Raw genomic sequence first — 20,495 nt, 5'->3', positions numbered from 1 at the left:
ACTACATTTTGACCCGAAAAGGATTCAATTAACCTAGAAATAAAAGCAAGAAATCGTATAATTTTCTAGTTTTGTGTTACAATTAAAACAAAACAATGAAGGATTCTGACTCAATTACGAAAACGATTTCGTTAACCCCCTACGGAATTACACACGACAATTTTCAGTATCAACTTTCCCCTGATGAACTTCACGAGCTAACCTTAGAAAACGGTTTTGGAAAAGAAGCATCATCCGGCGCTCTTGCTGTCAACACAGGTGAATTTACCGGAAGATCTCCCAAGGATCGCTTTATTGTGAAAGATGCCATTACTGAGGATAAGATTTGGTGGGGAAACATCAACATCCCTTTTGAAAGTGAAAAGTTTGATGCGTTATACGATAAGGTCATCGATTACCTTAATTCAAAAGAGCTGTACGTTCGGGATTGCTACGCCTGCGCTGACCCATCGTATCGTATGAATCTAAGGGTCATCAATGAATATCCGTGGTCCAATATGTTTGCTTACAATATGTTTTTGCGACCTACAGATGAGGAGTTAGAGAATTTTGAACCAGAATGGACGGTTGTCAATGCACCCGGTTTTATGGCGGATGCAGAGGTCGATGGAACGCGACAACATAATTTTGCCATTCTCAATTTCACCAAAAAGATTGCCTTGATTGGAGGCACTGGATATACCGGTGAGATTAAGAAAGGAATTTTTTCAGCCCTTAATTTTATCCTTCCGGTATATAAAAATACACTTCCCATGCACTGTTCGGCCAATGTGGGCGAAGATGGGGACACCGCTATTTTCTTTGGATTGTCCGGAACAGGGAAGACTACACTTTCCACGGACCCCGATAGAAAGTTGATAGGGGACGATGAACATGGCTGGACGCCGGATAATACCGTCTTTAATTTTGAAGGCGGATGTTATGCGAAGGTCATAGATCTTTCCGCAGAGAATGAGCCTGAAATTTATGGAGCTATCAAAAAGGGAGCAATCCTTGAAAATGTGATTTTGGATAATGCAGGTAATGTTGATTTTTCCGATACTTCCATCACGCAGAACACCAGGGTCAGCTATCCTATTTACCATATTGAAAATATTCAGCAACCGTCCATCGGAAAGAATGTAAAGAACATCTTTTTCCTTACTGCGGATGCTTTTGGCGTATTGCCCCCCATTTCTAAACTTACCCCTGCGCAAGCTGCGTACCATTTCATCTCTGGATATACGGCCAAGGTTGCAGGTACCGAAGCAGGCGTAGTGGAACCGCAACCATCGTTTTCGGCCTGTTTTGGTGCCCCTTTTATGCCCTTGCACCCCACAAAATATGCGGAGATGTTGAGTCGCAAAATGAAGGAATCTGGGGTGGATGTATGGTTGATCAATACGGGTTGGACCGGAGGGCCGTATGGCGTGGGTACCCGTATGAAGCTAAAATATACGCGAGCCATGATCAGTGCGGCCCTTCGTGGCGATTTAGGACTGTATTGTTACGATAAATACCACATCCATTCTGTTTTTGGTGTGGCACAGCCTAGGGAATGCCCAGGTGTTCCCACCAGCGTACTGAGTCCAAGAGCCACCTGGAACAATGATGAAGCTTATTATACCACCGCTTTTAAACTGACCAATGCGTTTCGGGAGAATTTCAAGAAGTTTGAGGCGTATGCCAGTGAGGAAATCCGAAGGGGAGGACCACAACGATATGCTTTCTAAAACAAAACGCCCGGTCACTGACCGGGCGTTGATTTTTTCCAATAAAATAGTTTACTTATTTACACTGGTAATGTACTTCTGTAGGGCCATAGTCATGGATGGTGTTTCCGGTGTTGGCGCCTGAATGTCTATTCGAAGTCCGGCTTCCGTTGCTGCGTTGATGGTACTATTACCAAAAACCGCAATTCTTGTGTTGTTCTGTTCAAAATCCGGGAAATTCTTCAAAAGCGATTCAATTCCAGAAGGGCTAAAGAAAACCAGTATATCATAGTAAACGTCCCTAAGGTCCGACAAGTCACTAATGACGGTCTTGTAAAAAACACCGCGTTTCCAGTCAACGTTGATTTCATCCAAAGCTTGGGGCACAGAAGGCTTCAATGCATCGGATGAGGGTAAAAGGAATTTTTCATCCTTGTACTTCTTGATTAAGGGAATCAACTCGTTAAAAGTTCTTTTCCCAACATAAATCTTACGTTTTCTGTACACTACATATTTCTGCAAGTAGTAGGCCACAGCCTCTGACTGGCAAAAGTATTTCATGGTGTCCGGAACCTTAAAGCGCATCTCCTCGGCAATCCTAAAAAAATGATCCACAGAATTTCTGCTGGTCAAGATGATTGCCGTAAAATTGTTCAAGTCAATTTTTTGCTGCCTAACACTTTTGGCCTCAACCCCCTCAACATGGATGAAAGGTCTAAAATCCACTTTAATCTTTTCTTTTTCGATCAATCTTGAATAGGGGGAGTTTTCGACTTTAGGTTCTGGTTGGGAAACCAAAATTGTTTTTACTTTCATAAGTTTTTAAACTTTTAGATAGCTTCCAATTATCACCAAGGGCGCAATTTCGAGTGCGCAAAGGTACAAAATAAAATACACAAAATACGGAAACATAGCTTTTTGATAGTTCTTCAACAGCTTGATCACCCCTATGCCATTTATCAATAAAATTAAGATTATGGTCGCATAAACCACGATTTTTGAGTCGATTAGAATATAGACCAAAACCACATTGCTCAAAAATAAAATGATGCTGCCATGGTTGAGGTAAGAGATTTTACTGAACACTAATTCAGACACAAGGTCTTGCGTATTAAAAACAAAACCATTGACGAATTGCAACACCAGTTTTCCAATCTGAAAAAGTACCAGAAAACCCAAAATCATAAAAAATACGTTCAGTTCTTTATTATGAGGTAGTGCATCAAAAGCTTTTAAGGACAGGAAAAGAAAGAATGACAGGTTTATAGCTTGAAATATGGTAAGCAGGATATGGAACCAATTGAAAAGCTGCCCTTTTTTGTTGTGTAAGAGCACGTATTTATCATTAAACGGGAGAATGATAAAATTCAGGAATTTACTGTGATAGAGATACTTTCCCAGTGCGAATATCAGCAGACTGATGAATAACACCAGTGTCATCCAGTCCAAAGAATAAACGGTTTTCTCAATGGGGTTCATTCTATAATCTTGATTGGTTTTCCATTCAGTCCGGGCAATAATCCATTTTCTGATATCCCAATTCTAAAATACCCCGGATTTTCCATTTTTGGCAACGGAAGTTCAAATTCATAAGCAACGGTGTCCTTTGCTTTCAGAATCTGAACTTGGGGATACAGATTTTTTACCTTTAACGGCAACATTTCCTTGACCTGTTTGTGTTTGTTGGAATAGGATATGGTGTATTCCAAATTTTCCAAAGGGATGTCAAATGTATAAGGATTGAATACTTTTAATGTGTGCTTCACCCCAATTTCAGATTTCTCCACAATGCATTGCAACTTCCGGTACGACTGAAAATCTTCGATAAAATTTCCAAAAAACACGGTACTGTCCAGGTGCATATAGTTGATGTCCCCAGTTTTTCGATATTTAGAAACGTACAACACTTTTTTACCCCTTACCCGCTCTTCAGAATTGTCAATGGAGTATTGATTTTTGCGATAGAAGCAATTGTTCAAGGATATTGCTGGGATTCGGGAATAAAACTCGTACATAGAAGCACGCCGGTACGAATTTTCAAAAATGATGGGAATGCCTCCTGCTTTTTCAGTGAGGTCCGCCACCCATTCTTTATTTCCGTGCGTTTCAAAAATCATGGGAAACAAGGGCCTATAAACCAACCAAACCCTTGCATATAACAGCAAGGCTGCACTTACTAGTCCAATCCGCCACATCCATTTACGGCTCTTGGCATTTTCCAAAAGCTGATTATAGGCAATGATGGCCAAAGGAATGGAAATAACAATGGCCCACTGCGCTTGAACCCTTCTGTTGAAACTGGAAATAAAGAAAAATAGAATAATTCCGTATACTAAGAAAATCATAGCTTTTGAGAACTTATCCGTAGCCTTGAACTTGAAAAAAGCCCCATAAATCCAATAAAAAAGTAACCCAATAATTATAATGAGATTCAAGAAATAACCAAGGGTAAAGCCATCAAAAGAATAGGCTTGATTGGGCCGTTCATACAAATGGAATGTGATGGAAACAAAATCATTCTGATACAACCACACAAAATGTGGAATGTAGCAGACCAATGCCAACCCTACCGCCAACCAAGCTTTTTTGTTGGTAATGAGTTTGATGTTGGATAGAAAAACGAATGAAATCACCAAAACAGCGTGGTACTTGCTGTACATCAATGCGGCCATGGTCAGTCCCAATAAAAGGGTTGTAACGATGGAAGGTTCTTTTAAAAAACGCTTATATAGCCAAAGGAAAAGGGCCGTAAAGAAGAGTAGTGGTGTATCCGGTAAGGTTAAGAAGCCGTAGGCATTCATTAAGGTTAAGGAGAACACCAGCAGAAAAAAATGGATGACATAATCCTTCTTCTTGGGATTGTCCACCAGTAACCACAGGATAATATAGGTGCCAGCCGATAGGATACAGCTCATAAAACGCACCCCAAGTTCCCCATCAAACAAAAAACTGCCCAATTTGATTAAAAATGCAACCATTGGGGGGTGGTCAAAATAACCCCAAGCCATGTTTTGGGCATAATACCAGTAGTAGGCCTCATCAAAAATAAGCTCTGTAAAATGGCTCTGCACAAGGTTCAATACAAAGAGAAAAGCCAGTAGCACAAGAAAAAGTCTGGGAAACTTTTGGGTCATCAAATGGATTTTAGATGGCGCAAAGTTACAAATATTGCCCAAGAGCATGCGGGTCTGCGAAGTAACCTATTATGGCTAAATAGAAAACCGTATTTTTACCCTCTAATCTAGAATTGAATGGCAGACGGCTTGGTCATAATTCCAACTTTCAATGAAATTGAAAACATTGAGGCCATAACACGAACGGTTTTCGATTTGAAGAAAGATTTTCATGTGCTCGTGGTGGATGACAATTCTCCCGATGGAACTGCTGATGCTGTAAGATCGCTACAACAAGAGTTTCCAAATCAATTGTTTCTGGAGGTGCGCAAGGAAAAATCTGGATTGGGAACCGCTTACATTCATGGTTTTAAGTGGGCTTTGGAGAAAGGATACGAGTACATTTTTGAAATGGATGCAGATTTTTCGCATCGCCCTGCCGATTTATCCAGATTGCACCGCGCCTGTCTGAATGGGGCCGATGTAGCCATTGGTTCGCGGTACAAAAAAGGAGTCAATGTAGTCAACTGGCCGCTGTTTCGAATATTGTTGTCCTACGGAGCTTCCTTTTATGTGAAGTTCATCACAGGAATGAAAGTGCATGATCCCACAGCCGGATTTATCTGTTACCGCCGGAAGGTTCTGGAGACCATCAAGTTGGACAATGTTCGTTTTATTGGATATGCTTTTCAGATAGAAATGAAGTATAGGGCCTACCTGAAAAAATTCAAGATAGAAGAAGTATCCATCATTTTTACGGATCGGGTCAATGGAAAATCAAAAATGAACTCTGCAATCATCCGCGAAGCCATTTTTGGGGTCATCGCCATGAAGTTTAGGAGTATATTTTTCAAAAAGAACTTTTAGAAATGTCAAGAACGCTATTAAAAAATGCCAAAGTTGTCAATGAGAACCGCATTTTTGAGTCGGATGTGCTGTTGGATGGGGATTTTATTGCCAAAATCGATACGGATATATCCGATGCCCATGCCCATGTGATTGATCTAAAGGGCGATTTATTACTTCCTGGAATCATTGATGACCAAGTGCATTTTAGGGAGCCAGGTCTTACCCATAAGGGCACCATCGCCACGGAGAGTAGAGCGGCTATCGCAGGCGGAATCACCACCTTTATGGAACAGCCAAACACCAATCCGCAGACCACCACTATAGAAAAACTGGAAGAGAAGTTTGCCATTGCAGCAAAGGATGCCTCGGCCAATTATTCCTTTCTTTTTGGGGGAACCAACGACAATTTGGAAGAGTTGAAGCGGTTGGACAAAAATGCTTGCTCAGGCGTAAAACTGTTTCTGGGGTCCTCCACCGGAAATATGCTGGTGGATGATGAAGCGGTTTTGGAGAAGATTTTCAGCAATACAGAAATGGTGATTTCGGCCCATTGCGAGGACGAGGGAACCATTCGGGCCAATATGGCCAAATACCAAGAAATGTACGGGGATGATATTCCCATTGAACTTCATCCCATCATCAGAAGTGCAGAGGCTTGTTACCTCTCATCATCCAAAGCCATTGCCTTGGCCAAAAGAACTGGGGCGCGATTGCATGTGTTCCATGTATCCACAGGAATTGAAACCGATTTGTTCACCAATAAAATTCCGTTGGAAGAAAAGAAGATCACTGCTGAGGTTTGCATTCATCATTTGTGGTTTTCGGATGAAGACTATGCGGACAAAGGCACACTCATTAAATGGAATCCAGCGGTAAAGACCGCGGAGGATAGGGAAAAACTTTGGGAAGCCTTGTTGGATGACAGAATTGATGTGGTGGCCACCGATCATGCACCTCACACCTTGGAAGAGAAGAAGAATCCTTACACCAAAGCGCCTTCGGGCGGTCCGTTGGTGCAGCATGCCTTGTTGGCTATGCTTCAAAAAGAGAAGGAGGGTGTCATCGGCTTGGAAAAAATGGTGGAGAAAATGTGCCACAACCCTGCTAAATTATTTGATATTGACCGGAGGGGATATATCCGGGAAGGGTATTATGCCGATTTGGTCCAGGTGAACCAAAATTCCAAAGAAGCCATTAAAAAAGCCAATATTTTCTATAAATGTGGATGGTCTCCTTTTGAAGGTGTTACTTTTGACTCCAAAGTGGTGCGCACTTTTGTAAACGGGCATTTGGCCTATGATCAAGGAACTTTTTCGGAAAAGAAAAATGCAAAACGAATTACGTTCAATCGGTAGATTATGAGAAAGGCGGTATTGTTCTTTATTGGACTGTTGTTTCTTTCCTGTGGGGAAAAGGTGGTGGAAGAACCCGAAAACCTGATTCCAAAGGAAAAAATGGAAAGTATCCTCTATGATTTGGCGATTTTGAATTCCACTAAATCGGCTTTTTCAAGTGTTTTTGATGATACTGGTATTGACATTATGGAGTTTCTTTATGACAAATACGACATCGATAGCATTCAGTTTTCCGAAAGCGACCTGTACTATGCTTCCGTTCCTTTGGAATATCAATCTATTTATGAAAGTGTGGATGCAAGAATTGATCGTAGAAAAAAGGACATGGAAGATGCAACAAAAAAGAGGAATGATAGTGTTCGCGAGGCGCAGACCAAACGAAGGGATTCCGTTCAGGCATTGAAGGAAGAAAAAGATTCTATTCAAGCACTATCTAAGGAAAAGGATTCCATTACCCCTTAAATTTTTCGCAGCAAAAGGCAATTGCCTCATCCAAATCTTCAAATTTGAAGTTGAGGGCATCCACCAACTTTTCATGGCTATAAATTTCTCGATGGTAAAGCCCTTTGGCCATTACTTTGCTCAATCGCCTTCTTTTTCCAAGGAGTTTACTTCGGAGCCAATCCAATCGCCAGAAAATTTCCAATGTCCAAAAAGGTATTTTCTTGGTTGGCGGCGCAACCCCCAATTTAGGAGCTATTTTTTGGAAAAGTTCCTCATACGTAAGATTCTCGCTGACCAAAATGAACCGTTCTTGGGCAATATTGGATTCCATGAGTGAAACCATTGCCGTAACCACATCATTGACGGTTACAAATCCAGTACCGCCGGGGATAAATGATTTTTTCCCCTTCGCCGCATACGTAAAAAAGGTTCCACTGCCAGATTTCCAGAAACCAGGACCAATCGCTACTCCAGGGTTGACGATAGCTACATTCAGTCCTTCTTGTGACCCGCGCCAAACCTCCAATTCAGCATCATGTTTTGTAATGCCGTAAACAGAAGCGTTGCTGTCATTCCATTCGTTGTCCTCTGTGGCCATATTGCCCTTGTTGCTTTGGCCAATAGCTGCAATGGAACTCACATAGCATAATTTTTCAACACCATGCTTTAAGGAGAGATTGACCACATTGGCGGTTCCTTCCACATTGATCTTGGCCAAGCTTTTATACATTTTTGGGTCGAAGGAAATCAAGGCAGCACAGTGGTAAACTTTGGTAATGCCTTCAAAAGCATCTCCAAGTTGCGCTACATTGATGATATCTGCCTGAAACCACTCGATACGCTCCATAAAACTGGAGGGGTGGTCACAATAATACCCAAAAACTTTGGTTACTTTATCAAGAGTGTCCGCGCTTCGATACGTAGCTCGAACACCACGTCCGTTTTTTACCAAATGGAACAGCAGGTGCGAACCAATCAATCCAGTGCCTCCAGTGACCAATATCATGCGATAAAAGTACCTATTTGTAACGGATTTATGGAGGGAACTGACAAGTTCATTTTATATTTGCAGCAATTCTAAAAAACGACCATGACAAAGAATTTTGTTCAAGAACTACAGTGGAGAGGAATGATACACGACGTAATGCCTGGTGCAGAGGAGCACCTCATGGAAGGTATGCGTGCCGCTTATGTGGGCATTGACCCAACAGCGGATTCCCTGCATATTGGACACTTGGTAGGCGTAATGATGCTAAAGCATTTTCAATTGGCAGGACACAAACCGTTTGCTTTGGTGGGAGGTGCTACAGGGATGATTGGAGATCCTTCCGGAAAATCGGCAGAACGGAATCTGCTCGATGAGCCAACCCTTCGTCATAACCAAGAGGCTTTAAAGAATCAATTGAGTCGTTTTTTGGATTTTGAAAGTGATGCTGCCAATGCTGCGGTTTTGGTGAACAATTACGACTGGATGAAGGATTTTTCATTCTTGGCGTTCATTCGTGATGTTGGAAAACACATTACCGTCAACTATATGATGGCCAAAGACTCGGTGAAAAAGCGATTGTCCTCAGATGCCAAAGAAGGGATGTCTTTTACTGAATTCACCTATCAATTGGTGCAGGGGTATGATTTTTTGTATCTATACCAAAACCATGATTGTACCTTACAAATGGGAGGGAGTGACCAATGGGGCAACATCACTACTGGAACTGAACTCATTCGAAGGATTGGCGGAGGAAAAGGTTTTGCATTGACCTGTCCGTTGATTACAAAAGCAGATGGAACCAAATTCGGAAAGACCGAAGGTGGAAACGTGTGGCTGGATGCTGAGCGTACCTCACCTTATAAATTTTACCAGTATTGGTTGAATACCTCGGATGAGGATGCTGAGAAATATATCAAAATATTCACTTTTCTTACCAAAGAAGAGATTGATGCGTTGGTGGCTGAACACAAAGAGGCACCACATTTAAGATCACTTCAAAAGAAATTGGCGGAGGAGATTACCACCATGGTGCATTCCAAGGAAGATTTGGAAAATGCCATCAAGGCAAGTGAGATTCTTTTTGGAAAATCCACTTCCGCTGATTTGAAACAACTTAACGAAAAGACCTTTTTGGATGTTTTTGAAGGTGTTCCACAGGCCGAGGTCTCCAAGGCAGAATTAACTCCCGGACTGGACATGATCGGTGCGTTGGCGGCCAAGACCAATTTCTTGGGCTCCAATGGGGAGGCCCGCAGGGAATTGAAACAGAATTCAATTTCCGTAAACAAGGAAAAGGTACAAGAGGATTACCTGATCACGGAGGATGATTTGATCAACAATAAGTTCGTTTTGCTTCAAAGGGGTAAGAAGAACTATTTTGTGCTAGTGGTTACTTCCTGAACCAAAAGCTCCTTTTTACCATAGACTTTGGTAAAAGTGTTTCTCACTCTTTCGGAAACCAAAAAATAAGGAATCCAGATAGCGGCACCAATAAAGCTTCTTGTGATTTGCGTATAAGTTTCCTGATCACCACTGGCGTCCAATAACTCTGGTGGGGCTATTGCATTATATAGGACCAAGTCCAGAATCGGTAAAATAACGTTTGCTCCGTAGAAAAATAAGATGAGGAAGGGCAGGCTTGACCTTCTTTGAAAATAAAGGATAATCAAAAGGGCTGTAAAAACCAGAAGAGCGATATTCACCGTGATTTCGAACATCAAAATTAGGTTCAAGGCAAAAGCGTTTTCATACCCGGCCTGTTGAAATATGGACCAGATTCCACCATCAAAATAATTTTGAGAGAACAGTTGAAAAATGATGATAAAAGGGGAGAGAACCAATCCAATACCCGGAAGAATAAGCCAGCCTCCTAAAGACATGTCGCTGTTTTCGTTTTTTGGTTTGGGATTGTATTCTTCGTAAATTTTTTTGGCACCGAAGGAACATAGGGCGATCACAATGAGTGCCAATACGATGGATATCCAACTTACACCGGAACCAGCTTCAGCAGCACCATAACCAGGGTGTGAAAGCTGATAACCAATTTGATTGTTGATTTTTTCATGATCCAATAGAAAATTGGCCACCTGCGATGATGTAATCTGATTCTGCTTTAAGGAATAAGCATGCTTGACCCGAATGGTTTTCCCAAAAGTCCGGATTTCATTGCTATAACTATAGCTCTCATTTTCGCTTTCAAAATCACTCTCAGAAGCATTCCAAGATTCAGGTAGGCTTAAGGTGGTTTCTTGCTCAAAATTAAAGGGTTCGCCAAGGTAGTAGGGCATTGTTCGTTGGGGTGAATTCGTGTATTCCAACATACCTTGGAGCACTAGCGGCAATGTTTCGCAGATAAATAGGCCAGTATCCTCATCTTTGGTCCAGAAAGGTGAAATATTGTAGTATTCCTCAATTACCACCTTGTTTTCCCCATTGCGCTCCTCATCTGTGAACCGGATGGCCTGGGTACTTTCAATGCTCGGATAAAGGCTGCTGTAATAGTTTACAAATTCAGTGTTGATACTTTCTTGCGTGTTGGATAGAAAGTAGTCACGCATGTAATTGGCCCTGCTACCGGTATAGGTGGATTTTACCAAGAAAATGGCATTGCCTCCAATTGAATCTGTTGTGATGGTTTCTTCAACCTTTATCGTTGGGATTGTATTATATTCTGGAATTTGGACCAATGAATTGGTGTTGGGTTTCAATAAAAGACCCTTTCCATACTTTGGCATGGTGTAATTCTTTAGGCTGCCCCCTTGATTGGACATCGTGGGATCCACATAATAGGATTGACCATCATGCTCAAAATAAACAATGCAATGGTTAAATAGGTTGAGGCCCGGTAGGAGGTCATCCAAAGCATCTTTGGAATCGGTGTTAACCAAAAAGGGATAACTGCTCACTCCCAAATTCTGCAATAGATTTACAAGCAACATGGACTTGTCCTTACAATCGCCGTAACGCTGTTGCAACACCTTTTTTGGATTATGGGGTTTGTAGGCGCCAATTCCAGATTCGAACCCTAAATACCTGACATCATCCTGCACGAACCGAATTAATTCTATGATGGTTTCCTCATTCTTCTTCGCATTTTTAAGAGGAATATGGGGCACATCCAAAGGTTGGTCCGTAGTTTGGTATAAGGGTTCCATTAAATTGGTCAGTGAGGACCAATCTTTAAAAGTTGTCAATGAAACCCTTTTCTGAAGGTTCAGCCAATACGGTACGTTTACATCATACTGAAAATAGTCACTACCATCCACATCCCAAATAAATTCCGTGCCTGCATTGGACTCTTTTTTTGTTGGAGCAAGGGCATCATTCAAGAGTTTGTAGTACACTGGCCTGTTTTTTCCGGCAATAACCCTGTTGTAGATCTTTGTGACTGGAGAGGTATATTGTTGGTACACTACCGAAGAATAATTGCCTTTGTTAATGGGATTAAACCCTTGAATGGTGTAGGCGTATTCAATGATGTCCCCCTTTCGAATATCGGTGAGATTGATAACTGCCGTTATGGAACCATCATAGAGAGATCGCTCTAAATTACTTTCCCGTTGAAAAGTATTGATCGTGCTTTCCTCAAGTTTATCAATACGCTTCCCACCTCTTAGAACGGTAATTTTGTGGAAGGTCAATTTTTGATACGAGGGGTCAAATGAAGCGCTGATATCGGAAAACTCCTGTATACCTTCGCTATTCTTTAGTTTGATGGCGTAGTGCGCATAACTTTCTTCCAGTGGAATGTTGTCTTGAAAATCAATCAACAAATAATCATAGGCTCCACTATCCACATCGATTTCTTCATTAGGGACATCAACTGGATCAATCCAATCTGAAGGTTGTCTTTTTAAGACATCTTGGGAATATGTAAAGGAAACAAAACAAAAAAGTGCTAGGAAGGACCCGAAATAGTTGATCATTTTTTGGCTGGATTTTCTGAAGAGTTATGTAGCATAACGTTTCAAATTAAAAGTAAGTATTTTTTGAATGGACTTCAAATCACATCGTTGAGTGGGTCAAATACAGATGCATATTGCACAATAGGAAAAGAAAAAAGCCATCTTTTTAAGATGGCCCTTTATTTATGCGATGAATGTGATTCCGTATCGACCACAAATTTCAGCCACTTTTGGAAAATCTGGCGGTCCGGGAGGGAGTCCTCCCAATTCGGCAAACATGTTTTCCAGACCTGCTGGGAAAACGCTGAGAATAGTTTTGCAATCTTGATCACCCACAACTTTCCAGGTATGGGGCACATTTCTTGGGGCAAACGCTAAGTCACCCGCTTTTAAAATAGTGGTTTCCCCACCTACGGTGACCTCAAGTTCTCCTTCCAATACTTTAAATATCTCGTCCTCATTGGTGTGCACATGAGGAGGGATCATGGTTCCCGGGGGATTTACCTCCTCAATCAAAGTGAACAAGCCGTTGGTGTCTTCACTGGTTAGTTTAAAGGTTTGTTGGTCTCCAATGACATTCACTTTTTTACCCTCCCCCTTTCGGACGATTTTAGGGGGAAGTGGTTCACCATCCTTTCCACTTTTTGGAGAAAAATGGGCGAATGCCGGTAACGATGCGAGGGCTGCCGCAGATAGGGCGCCTCTTTTTAAAAATGCACTTCTGTCCATAATTATTTGTTTGGTTATCCGATGAAAATACGGATTATTGGTTCTTCTTACTGAAAGAACTGTGATAAAAAGCTATTTTATTTGTGTAGATGGTAATAAATTGGCAATAAAATTCTAAAAAACCATCAAATTGCAGCCTCTAACATCAGAATTATCAAAACGGCCCATGATTTCAAATGAACCATTGGCGTGTATTTTGCCCAAATCTTGGGTGGCAATGAAGGCGCAAGAGTACACATTGGCCAAATCAATGATATTGATTCCACCCGTTTTGTTGTGGGATTGCATGGTCAACGGGTCTTCTGTGTCCCGGGTGCTGATTTTCATCCAAGGAGGGGTTCTAAAAATTCCATCTCCTTGAGAATAGGCTTGGGACAAAAGTTCGGTCATGCCATATTCCGAATGAATCTGTTCAACCCCAAAAGCTTTTTTAAGGATTTGGTGCAATTCCTCCCGAATGAGTTCCTTTCGCCTGCCCTTCATTCCACCAGTTTCCATGATAATGGTGCTTTTAAGGTGCATGGGGTGTAGCTCTGCCAAATCCAATAGTGCAAACGATACGCCAATCAACAGGGTTTTGGTCTGATGGCTTTCCAGCCGCTTAAGTTTCTGCTGTAATTCTTCAAGATCATAGAGATAGAAACCACTATCTGGGTGTTTGGACTTGGCCACCAAATCTTGAACCATATAGACCAAAGAGGAACCTTCGCGTTCCAAATAGGAGGGCAGTAAAGCAAGAATGCAGTAGTCTTCAATGGGTCCATAAAAGGTGGTGAACCCTTTTCGAAAGCTTTGTTTATAGATTTTCACATCTGGGACATAGTGCTTGCTTACCGAGGTTTGGGTGGTGCCACTGCTCTCAAAAAGGATTTCTGGGTCTTTTGGGGTAGCGGTAATTTTATGGGTTTTGAAGAATTCGATGGGGAGAAACGGTATTTCTCCGGATTGGGTGACATTGGAGGGTGATTTCTTTAAATGGTCACAATAGACCCGGTAGGTAGGATTGTTTTGGTATTGGAACTGGAACACATCCAAGGCTACATCTTCAAATTCCCGGGTATTTGATATGGAAAAAATCCTTTGAATATCCATGTTGTCCATTGGGGTGTAAAATTACCCAAAAATAAAAACCCTTCTACAGAAGGGCCTTTAAAACATCATGGTTGTTATTTTACGACCAGCTTTCTGGTCATTGTTTTCTTTTTCTCGGTTACTTGGAGCACATAAACGCCAGGTACCAATCTGGAAATATCCAACGTATTGGTTGCAATCCTATCGGTTAGGACGACTTCTCCAAAGACATCAAAAATTTTGATTTCCTTATTACCATTGGTTTCTGTGGTAATATAGATTTCCTCGCCATAAGCAGGATTGGGGTACATTTTAAACCCCTTTAGCTCTTGTAAGGGTTCAGTGTTGACACTGACCAACTCTTGACCGTAGGTAACAAAAGGTAAAGCCATAATAAGAATAATGTAGAATTTCTTCATACAAGCTGATTTGGGATCATGTGCAAGGTAAAAATAGGTCAACCCCTCCTCATGGGCTATAAAATGTTGTGAAAGAGAAAAATATGTAGGTAAAAGCGTAAAAAGTGTGGTTTAGCAAAAACGGAAAGTCCTTGAAATAGGCAAACTACTTGACAATAAGCTTCCTAGTGGCCATCTTGTTGCCTTCAAAAACGCGCAGGATATAAACTCCTTTATTCAGTTTTGAAAGATTGAGTTCCTTGCCCAAAATAGTGGTCTGAAGGACCTGTGTACCTAGAACGTCAAAAATAAGGATTTGTTTTGGGGCGTTTTCCGCGGTCTCAATATAGACTTTGCCTTGCGTTACGGGGTTTGGATATAACTTGAACCCGTCAATATCTGAACTTGAGGTACTTTCTTGCGAAAAACCCAAGGCACAGACAAAAAAGAAAATGACAAGGTAAAAGTGCTTCATATTCTATTGATAACAAAGGCTATGCCACAAAGATATAAAAATATGAAAGTGGTGGTGTGCAGTTTGACGAAAAGGTAGTTTGAATTGATGAATAACAAAAAAAGCTCCCGAATTTTCGGGAGCTTTTGTTATTTATTAGGGTTATATCGAAAAAATTATTCGATACCTACGGTCCAATCTGCAGCCCAATCTGGTTGAGCAGCACCGGCACCAGCACCTGTATTGTCACCTACGATGAAGAAATCCAAGTTCAATCCAGCGTAGTTGGTATTCAAGAAGCCCATTGCAGGAGCATCAAATTGAATTGGGTCGATGGACAAAGCATCAGCTTCAATACGTACGGCAGCTTCAGCATCAGTTCCTGTCACATTGATACCTAAATCAACACCAGTGGTGAAGAAATTGGTAATAGTAAAGTTTCCACCTCCTTCTTTGAAGAAAAGGGCACCTTCAGTAACTGGACCAACCACAGTAATGTTGCTCAATGTAGTAGTGGTCACGGGAGTGGCATCACCATCATCACCGTTGTTTGAACCTTCAATACCTGCCTTGGCACCACCGGCAATATACCAGTTGCTACCGTTACCGTTCCATCCGTCCGCAAAGTCGATAGAGTCATCGCCGCTTCCTATGGATACCAAATAGTTTCCGTTTACAGTTCCACCGAAGAACTCAATACCGTCGTCACCACCGTTGTATGACTGTACATACTCGAAAGTAGTTCCTGAACCAACACCGAACAAAGAGACACCGTTGAACTCTTTTTCGTTGGAGAAGGTTGCGCCAGTGTACTCAACTCTTAGGTAAGTTATGCTACCGGAATCATCGTCTGGAGTATTACCGCCATAGGTAAGATCACCTACTTCTGTGGTTACGTCCACACCTTTGTTGGTTGGGGCATCACCAGCGATTACCAATCCACCCCAATCACCTTGAGCTGGAGTTTCGCTGGAAGAAGTCATAACAACAGGAGCCTGAGCTGTACCATTGATAAAGATTTGTGCACCTCTTTCAACACCGATGAAAGCAGCAGTACCACCTGAAGCTTTAATGGTTGTACCAGCTGGGATGGTCAAAGAACCACCAGCTTTAACAATCAATCCACTGGTCAAGAAATATTCAACTGAAGCGCTCAATTCGACATCACCAGCAATTTCACCGGCCAAGTTTTCTTGAGTTGACTCGCTGTTGTCCAAACCAGTTGTCCAACCAGAAGCCCAAGATGGAGAAGCAGCACCGTTACCGGCACCAGTGGCAATACCTTCAGTGTAGAAGGATTGGTTAAGTCCAGCGTAGTCGGTAATAGCGAATCCAGCTTCTGTTTCAGCAAACTGGATGTTGGTGATGGTCAAATCACCGCCTTCGATACGAACACCTGCAGGAGCATCAGTATCTGTTACTTTTACACCTAGATCAACTCCGGAAATGTAGAAGTTGTCGATAGTGAAGCTTCCACCACCTTCTTTGTAGAAAAGGGCACCTTCGGTCACAGGACCTACAACAGTAATGTTGCTCAAGGTGGTTGTGGTCACAGGAGTGGCATCACCATTGTCACCATTGTTGGAACCTTCGATACCAGCTTTGGCACCACCAGAGATATACCAGTTGCTACCACTACCAGTCCATCCATCAGCAAAGTCGATGGAATCGTCTCCACTTCCAATGGATACCAAATAGTTTCCATCAACAGACCCACCGAAGAACTCGATACCGTCGTCACCACCAAAGTAGGATTGAACATACTCGAAAGTGGTTCCAGCACCAACTCCAAACAAAGAAACACCGTTAAATTCTTTGTCATTGGAGAAGGTTGCACCTGTGTATTCAACACGTAGGTACGTAATGGAACCAGAATCGTCATCGGCATTGGCACCACCATAGGTAAGGTCACCAATTTCAGTGGTTACGTCCACACCTTTGTTGGTTGGAGCGTCACCAGCGATTACCAATCCACCCCAGTCTCCAGGAGCAGGCGAAGCGGCATCTGAAGTCATGATTACAGGAGCGGAAGCAGTACCGTTGATAAAGATTTGTGCACCTCTTTCAACACCAATAAAAGCAGCGGTTCCACCAGAAGCTTTAATTACGGTACCAGCAGGAATGGTCAAGGAAGCACCGGCTTTAACAACATAACTGCCAGTTAAGCTATATTCTTTGGAAGCATCCAACTCTGTGTCTGAAGTAACTTCTCCAGAAAGTTCAATGGGGTCTTCCACGCATGCGCTACAAGATCCACCACAGTCAACACCGGTCTCATCTCCGTTTTGGATGCCATCAGAACAGGTGGCTACGGGGTCTGGATCAGGATCGGGGCCAGGGCTGTTGTCGTCGCTCATACAAGAGACTACCAAAGCCGTTGCAGCGAAGCTTAGGATAAATTTGAAAATTGATTTTTTCATAATTATAGTTTTAGATTAAAAGATTCAGATTTATATTTATTTTGGTTAATACAGTACTGAGTTTTAAAATTTATAGGTCAAGGACAAGCTGAAATCAACTCCTTTTTTAAAGGATAAAGCGGTCACGGGACCATTTTCCAAAAATCCTGGGATGGCTGGGTTCTCTGTATCCAGATCTCCTTCGGCATTCTCATTTACCCTTTCAATTGTAGGGTTCAACAGGTTTCTCATATTCAATGAAAGGCCAAAGTGCTCGCCAAGTTCCACGGCAGTGATCCAATCTAGGGTAACAAATCCTTTATCCACCAAATGACCTCGACCTGTGCTACCCAAAGCGTAGATACGGTCTGAGAAATAATTGGCGGCCAATGTGGTCCTTAGGTTTTTGGTTTCGGAAAATTCTGTGTAATAGCTGGCATCAGCGTTGAAAATAAAGTCTGATGCTCCTTGGAGCGGGGCCTTGGTGTTGGTAAAGGCTGCGGCAAAATCAGTCTCTTCAGAAACCTTTTGGTAATCCAATTCTTGAGTGGTGTTCAAGTAAGATACGTTACCACCGATTGATAGTCTGTCGATTAATATGTTATCTGCGGTTTCCCTTTCATTTTCAATAACGTCCAATTTCACCTCCAACTCAGCACCAAAAGCAGTGGCATGGTCTCCCGTGTTTGCATAGCTTAAGTTGTTGGCTGCGGAAACAATCAAGAACGTATTGATCGGGTTTTCGATATACTTTCCGAACACTGCAAATGACACCAATTCACTGGAAGATGGGAATAGTTCCCAACGCAAGTCAAAATTGTAGTTGGTGGAGTTGGTTAGGGCAGGGTTACCTTGTGTATCTTGGTTGATTTCCTCTTGGAAAAGGAAAGGAGCTCTTTCTTTAAACTGAGGCAAAGTATACGTTTTACTCGCTGCAAATCGCATATTTTGCTTTTCGTTCAACTCATACTTCAAAGCTAAAGAGGGAAGAAACTCAAAGGTGTCCAATTCATTGCTGTCAACACCTTGAATAACGGTGCTCCAGTCTATGGTCTGATTGATTTGCTCTCCCCTTGCTCCTGCGAACAATGTAAATTTGGGTGTAAACTTGTATTCCAAGGTTACATAACCCGCGTTGATTTGTTGTTCACCACCATAGGTCTGTGGATCCAAAGCTCCTTCGGTAGACGCAGTTCCTCTAAAGGTTCGTATCTGCCAGAAGCCAGAATTTGGACCGTATTCTTCAAAATAAGCATCAATGTTGTAAGGATCAACGAAAGGTTGATTGGCAACATTCAATATTTGATAGTTGAACTGGGTTGCATCAAAAGCAACGTTTTTAAAACGTCCGTTGTAACCCACAGTGAATTTTCCATCAAATCCATCATCTTCGTTTTTCTTGAATTTAAAGGAAGTGGACAAATTAGCGGATACCTCTTCTTCCTGCAATTCTTGGAAAAATCTGTGGTTGGCCGATGCTGCAGATACCAATCTGAAGGATTTTGGACCTTCTGGATCATTATTGCTATAAGGTAACAGGATGTTCTGGCGACGGTCTGGAATCAAATTTTGGACATAGTTGTAGCCAAGTCCCCAGTTTACCTCAAATCGATCACTTAGATCATGGCTTCCCAAAAGTTGGTTAACCAACAAAAGGGTCTTTTCAAAAGTGTTACGTTGAATGAATCCGCCTCCGTTTGGAGCATCATCCTCTCTATCCAGAATACCATTGAATTCTTCATGCTTCTGCTCAGTGTTGTTGAGCAACAAATAATTGTATTTGATCTCATTGGCAGCACCCAAACGAAGTCCAGCGTTACCCATAAGGGTAGTAGCAGTTTGGTAGCTGTATTTTTGATAGTCAAAATCTGAGTTTGGCAATCCTGTTCCCAAGTTGGGAGCACCTCGGTTTACCCCTTCTCTATAAGAATTTCCATTGCTGAATGAACCCACAGCAAAGAAGTTCAATTTTGAGTTTTCACCAAGATTGAAGGAATCCCCTCCCTTAAGTGAAATGTTTGAATTTATTGGAGTGCTGCGTGTCTCGCGGTCCCAACTAGTGTCAAAATTATTGTTGAAAGCACCGTTTGGAATGGATTTGTCATAGAAACCAGAAAAATTAGGTCCATCAAACAAATAGAATTGATCAACCCCAATGGCTTCTGTGTTTACGCCAGAACCCACGCCAAGTTCCAAGAAACCAGAACCGGTATAGTTGCGGGATACAATGTTAATGTTCGCTCCACCAAAATCACCATAGTTTTGTGCATTATAAGTTTTGTCAATTCCTATGGATTCGATGATACTGGTACCAAACAAGCTCAAATCAATGTTCTTTTTGGCTGTGTTGTTGGATGGCAACGGAAGTCCGTTAAGCGTGGTGATGTTGAATCGGTCTCCCAAACCACGTACATATACGTTGTTGGAACCTTCTTCACGGGAAATACCGGTAACCTTGGTCACTGCAGTAGCCGCATCACTGGCACCTTTTCTGGCCAATTCCTGTGCACCAATGGAAGTTTCCAGGGTGATGGCTCTCTTTTGATCCAAAAGCAAAGCAATTTCGGAGTCCTTTCTGGAAACAGTGGTCACGACCACTTCATCCAAGGCCAAACCAGCAGATGCGCTCATAGGTGCATTTACGCTGGTTACTTTACCGGCTACTACTTCCACATTGGGAACTTCAACGGTTTCGTACCCCAAATAACTAAAGGTCAATGTGTACACGCCAGGTTCTACATTTGGAATTTCATACAACCCATCAAAATCTGAGGTTGTTCCTTTGGTCGTTCCTTTTATAAGGACATTTGCAAAGGCTAGAGGCTCATCATTTAGCTCTCTATCGGTCAGTTTACCTACGATGCTTCCCGTGGTATCCTGCGCTACCGCTTGCATTGTCACTGCAAGGGTCATAATCAGTAAAAAATATTTCATTATCAGGTAAGTATTTGGCGCAAAGAACGCCACAGGCTGTAAAAGCGATGTTAGCTGTGTGTTAAGTGTTTATTTGAGAACCGTTACAATAATGTTATGAGATTAAATGAATGTTAAGCATTTATCCCGTTATAGTATTATCTTTACATTTGGGCGTTTAACTTA

Annotated in this window: 16 protein-coding genes; 5 read left to right on the top strand and 11 right to left on the bottom strand. The window is 42.0% G+C overall.

Going from position 1 to position 20,495, the window contains the following annotated elements; translation table 11 throughout:
- Positions 1-95 precede the first annotated feature (95 nt).
- The gene (pckA, locus tag ACFSJE_RS08650; RefSeq protein ID WP_379830591.1) at positions 96-1,712 is read left to right on the top strand and encodes a phosphoenolpyruvate carboxykinase (ATP); all 1,617 of its coding nucleotides are present in this window, start codon (positions 96-98) and stop codon (positions 1,710-1,712) included.
- A 51-nt stretch (positions 1,713-1,763) separates the two neighbouring features.
- Here the strand turns inward: pckA and ACFSJE_RS08645 are convergent, their stop codons facing one another.
- The 3 genes from ACFSJE_RS08645 to ACFSJE_RS08635 are packed head-to-tail and all read right to left on the bottom strand — an operon-like array spanning position 1,764 to position 4,825.
- Positions 1,764-2,507: a uroporphyrinogen-III synthase gene (locus ACFSJE_RS08645; RefSeq protein ID WP_379830590.1), complete on the bottom strand. Its 744-nt coding sequence runs from the start codon at positions 2,505-2,507 to the stop codon at positions 1,764-1,766.
- A 6-nt stretch (positions 2,508-2,513) separates the two neighbouring features.
- Entirely contained in the window at positions 2,514-3,170 is a 657-nt protein-coding gene (locus ACFSJE_RS08640) for a DUF4271 domain-containing protein (RefSeq protein ID WP_379830589.1), read from the bottom strand.
- Positions 3,167-4,825 carry an ArnT family glycosyltransferase gene (locus tag ACFSJE_RS08635; protein ID WP_379830588.1) on the bottom strand — a complete coding sequence of 553 codons (1,659 nt, stop codon included), beginning with the start codon at positions 4,823-4,825 and terminating at the stop codon, positions 3,167-3,169. The genes ACFSJE_RS08640 and ACFSJE_RS08635 overlap by 4 nt, the downstream gene beginning before the upstream one ends.
- Positions 4,826-4,942: 117 nt before the next feature.
- Here ACFSJE_RS08635 and ACFSJE_RS08630 point away from each other — a divergent pair, with 117 nt between their 5' ends.
- From ACFSJE_RS08630 to ACFSJE_RS08620, 3 genes are read left to right on the top strand one after another with little or no spacing between them, the layout of a single operon-like run.
- Positions 4,943-5,671, top strand: coding sequence for a polyprenol monophosphomannose synthase (locus ACFSJE_RS08630; protein ID WP_379830587.1), 729 nt, complete (start codon positions 4,943-4,945; stop codon positions 5,669-5,671).
- 2 nt (positions 5,672-5,673) lie between these two features.
- A complete protein-coding gene (locus tag ACFSJE_RS08625) occupies positions 5,674-7,008 on the top strand; it encodes a dihydroorotase (RefSeq protein ID WP_379830586.1) in 1,335 nt (444 codons plus the stop codon).
- 3 nt (positions 7,009-7,011) lie between these two features.
- The gene (locus ACFSJE_RS08620; protein WP_379830585.1) at positions 7,012-7,470 is read left to right on the top strand and encodes a DUF4296 domain-containing protein; all 459 of its coding nucleotides are present in this window, start codon (positions 7,012-7,014) and stop codon (positions 7,468-7,470) included.
- Here the strand turns inward: ACFSJE_RS08620 and ACFSJE_RS08615 are convergent.
- The gene (locus ACFSJE_RS08615; protein ID WP_379830584.1) at positions 7,460-8,458 is read right to left on the bottom strand and encodes an NAD-dependent epimerase/dehydratase family protein; all 999 of its coding nucleotides are present in this window, start codon (positions 8,456-8,458) and stop codon (positions 7,460-7,462) included. The two genes, ACFSJE_RS08620 and ACFSJE_RS08615, sit on opposite strands and share 11 nt — an antisense overlap.
- Positions 8,459-8,542: 84 nt before the next feature.
- On the opposite strand from ACFSJE_RS08615, the gene tyrS reads away from it, so the two are divergent.
- Complete coding sequence (gene tyrS, locus ACFSJE_RS08610; RefSeq protein WP_379830583.1) at positions 8,543-9,841, top strand: tyrosine--tRNA ligase; 1,299 nt, start codon at positions 8,543-8,545, stop codon at positions 9,839-9,841.
- Here the strand turns inward: tyrS and ACFSJE_RS08605 are convergent.
- From ACFSJE_RS08605 to ACFSJE_RS08575, 7 genes are all read right to left on the bottom strand, one after another.
- Positions 9,814-12,366, bottom strand: a complete 2,553-nt coding sequence (locus tag ACFSJE_RS08605; RefSeq protein ID WP_379830582.1) for a DUF3857 domain-containing protein — start codon at positions 12,364-12,366, stop codon at positions 9,814-9,816. The genes tyrS and ACFSJE_RS08605 overlap by 28 nt on opposite strands.
- 162 nt (positions 12,367-12,528) lie before the next feature.
- Complete coding sequence (locus ACFSJE_RS08600; RefSeq protein ID WP_379830581.1) at positions 12,529-13,074, bottom strand: quercetin 2,3-dioxygenase; 546 nt, start codon at positions 13,072-13,074, stop codon at positions 12,529-12,531.
- A 114-nt stretch (positions 13,075-13,188) separates the two neighbouring features.
- Positions 13,189-14,166 carry a LuxE/PaaK family acyltransferase gene (locus ACFSJE_RS08595; protein WP_379831546.1) on the bottom strand — a complete coding sequence of 326 codons (978 nt, stop codon included), beginning with the start codon at positions 14,164-14,166 and terminating at the stop codon, positions 13,189-13,191.
- 74 nt (positions 14,167-14,240) lie between these two features.
- Complete coding sequence (locus ACFSJE_RS08590) at positions 14,241-14,564, bottom strand: T9SS type A sorting domain-containing protein (RefSeq protein ID WP_379830580.1); 324 nt, start codon at positions 14,562-14,564, stop codon at positions 14,241-14,243.
- Positions 14,565-14,709: 145 nt separating this feature from the next.
- Positions 14,710-15,018, bottom strand: coding sequence for a T9SS type A sorting domain-containing protein (locus ACFSJE_RS08585; RefSeq protein WP_379830579.1), 309 nt, complete (start codon positions 15,016-15,018; stop codon positions 14,710-14,712).
- Between the two features lie 155 nt (positions 15,019-15,173).
- Entirely contained in the window at positions 15,174-17,417 is a 2,244-nt protein-coding gene (locus ACFSJE_RS08580; RefSeq protein WP_379830578.1) for a hypothetical protein, read from the bottom strand.
- Between the two features lie 63 nt (positions 17,418-17,480).
- On the bottom strand, positions 17,481-20,330 hold the full coding sequence (locus tag ACFSJE_RS08575; protein ID WP_379830577.1) for a TonB-dependent receptor domain-containing protein: 2,850 nt from the start codon (positions 20,328-20,330) through the stop codon (positions 17,481-17,483).
- Positions 20,331-20,495: the final 165 nt, after the last annotated feature.

Source organism: Flagellimonas iocasae (genome assembly GCF_042682725.1).
GTDB lineage: Bacteria > Bacteroidota > Bacteroidia > Flavobacteriales > Flavobacteriaceae > Flagellimonas > Flagellimonas iocasae.
This window is presented reverse-complemented; position numbering and strand designations above follow the sequence as displayed.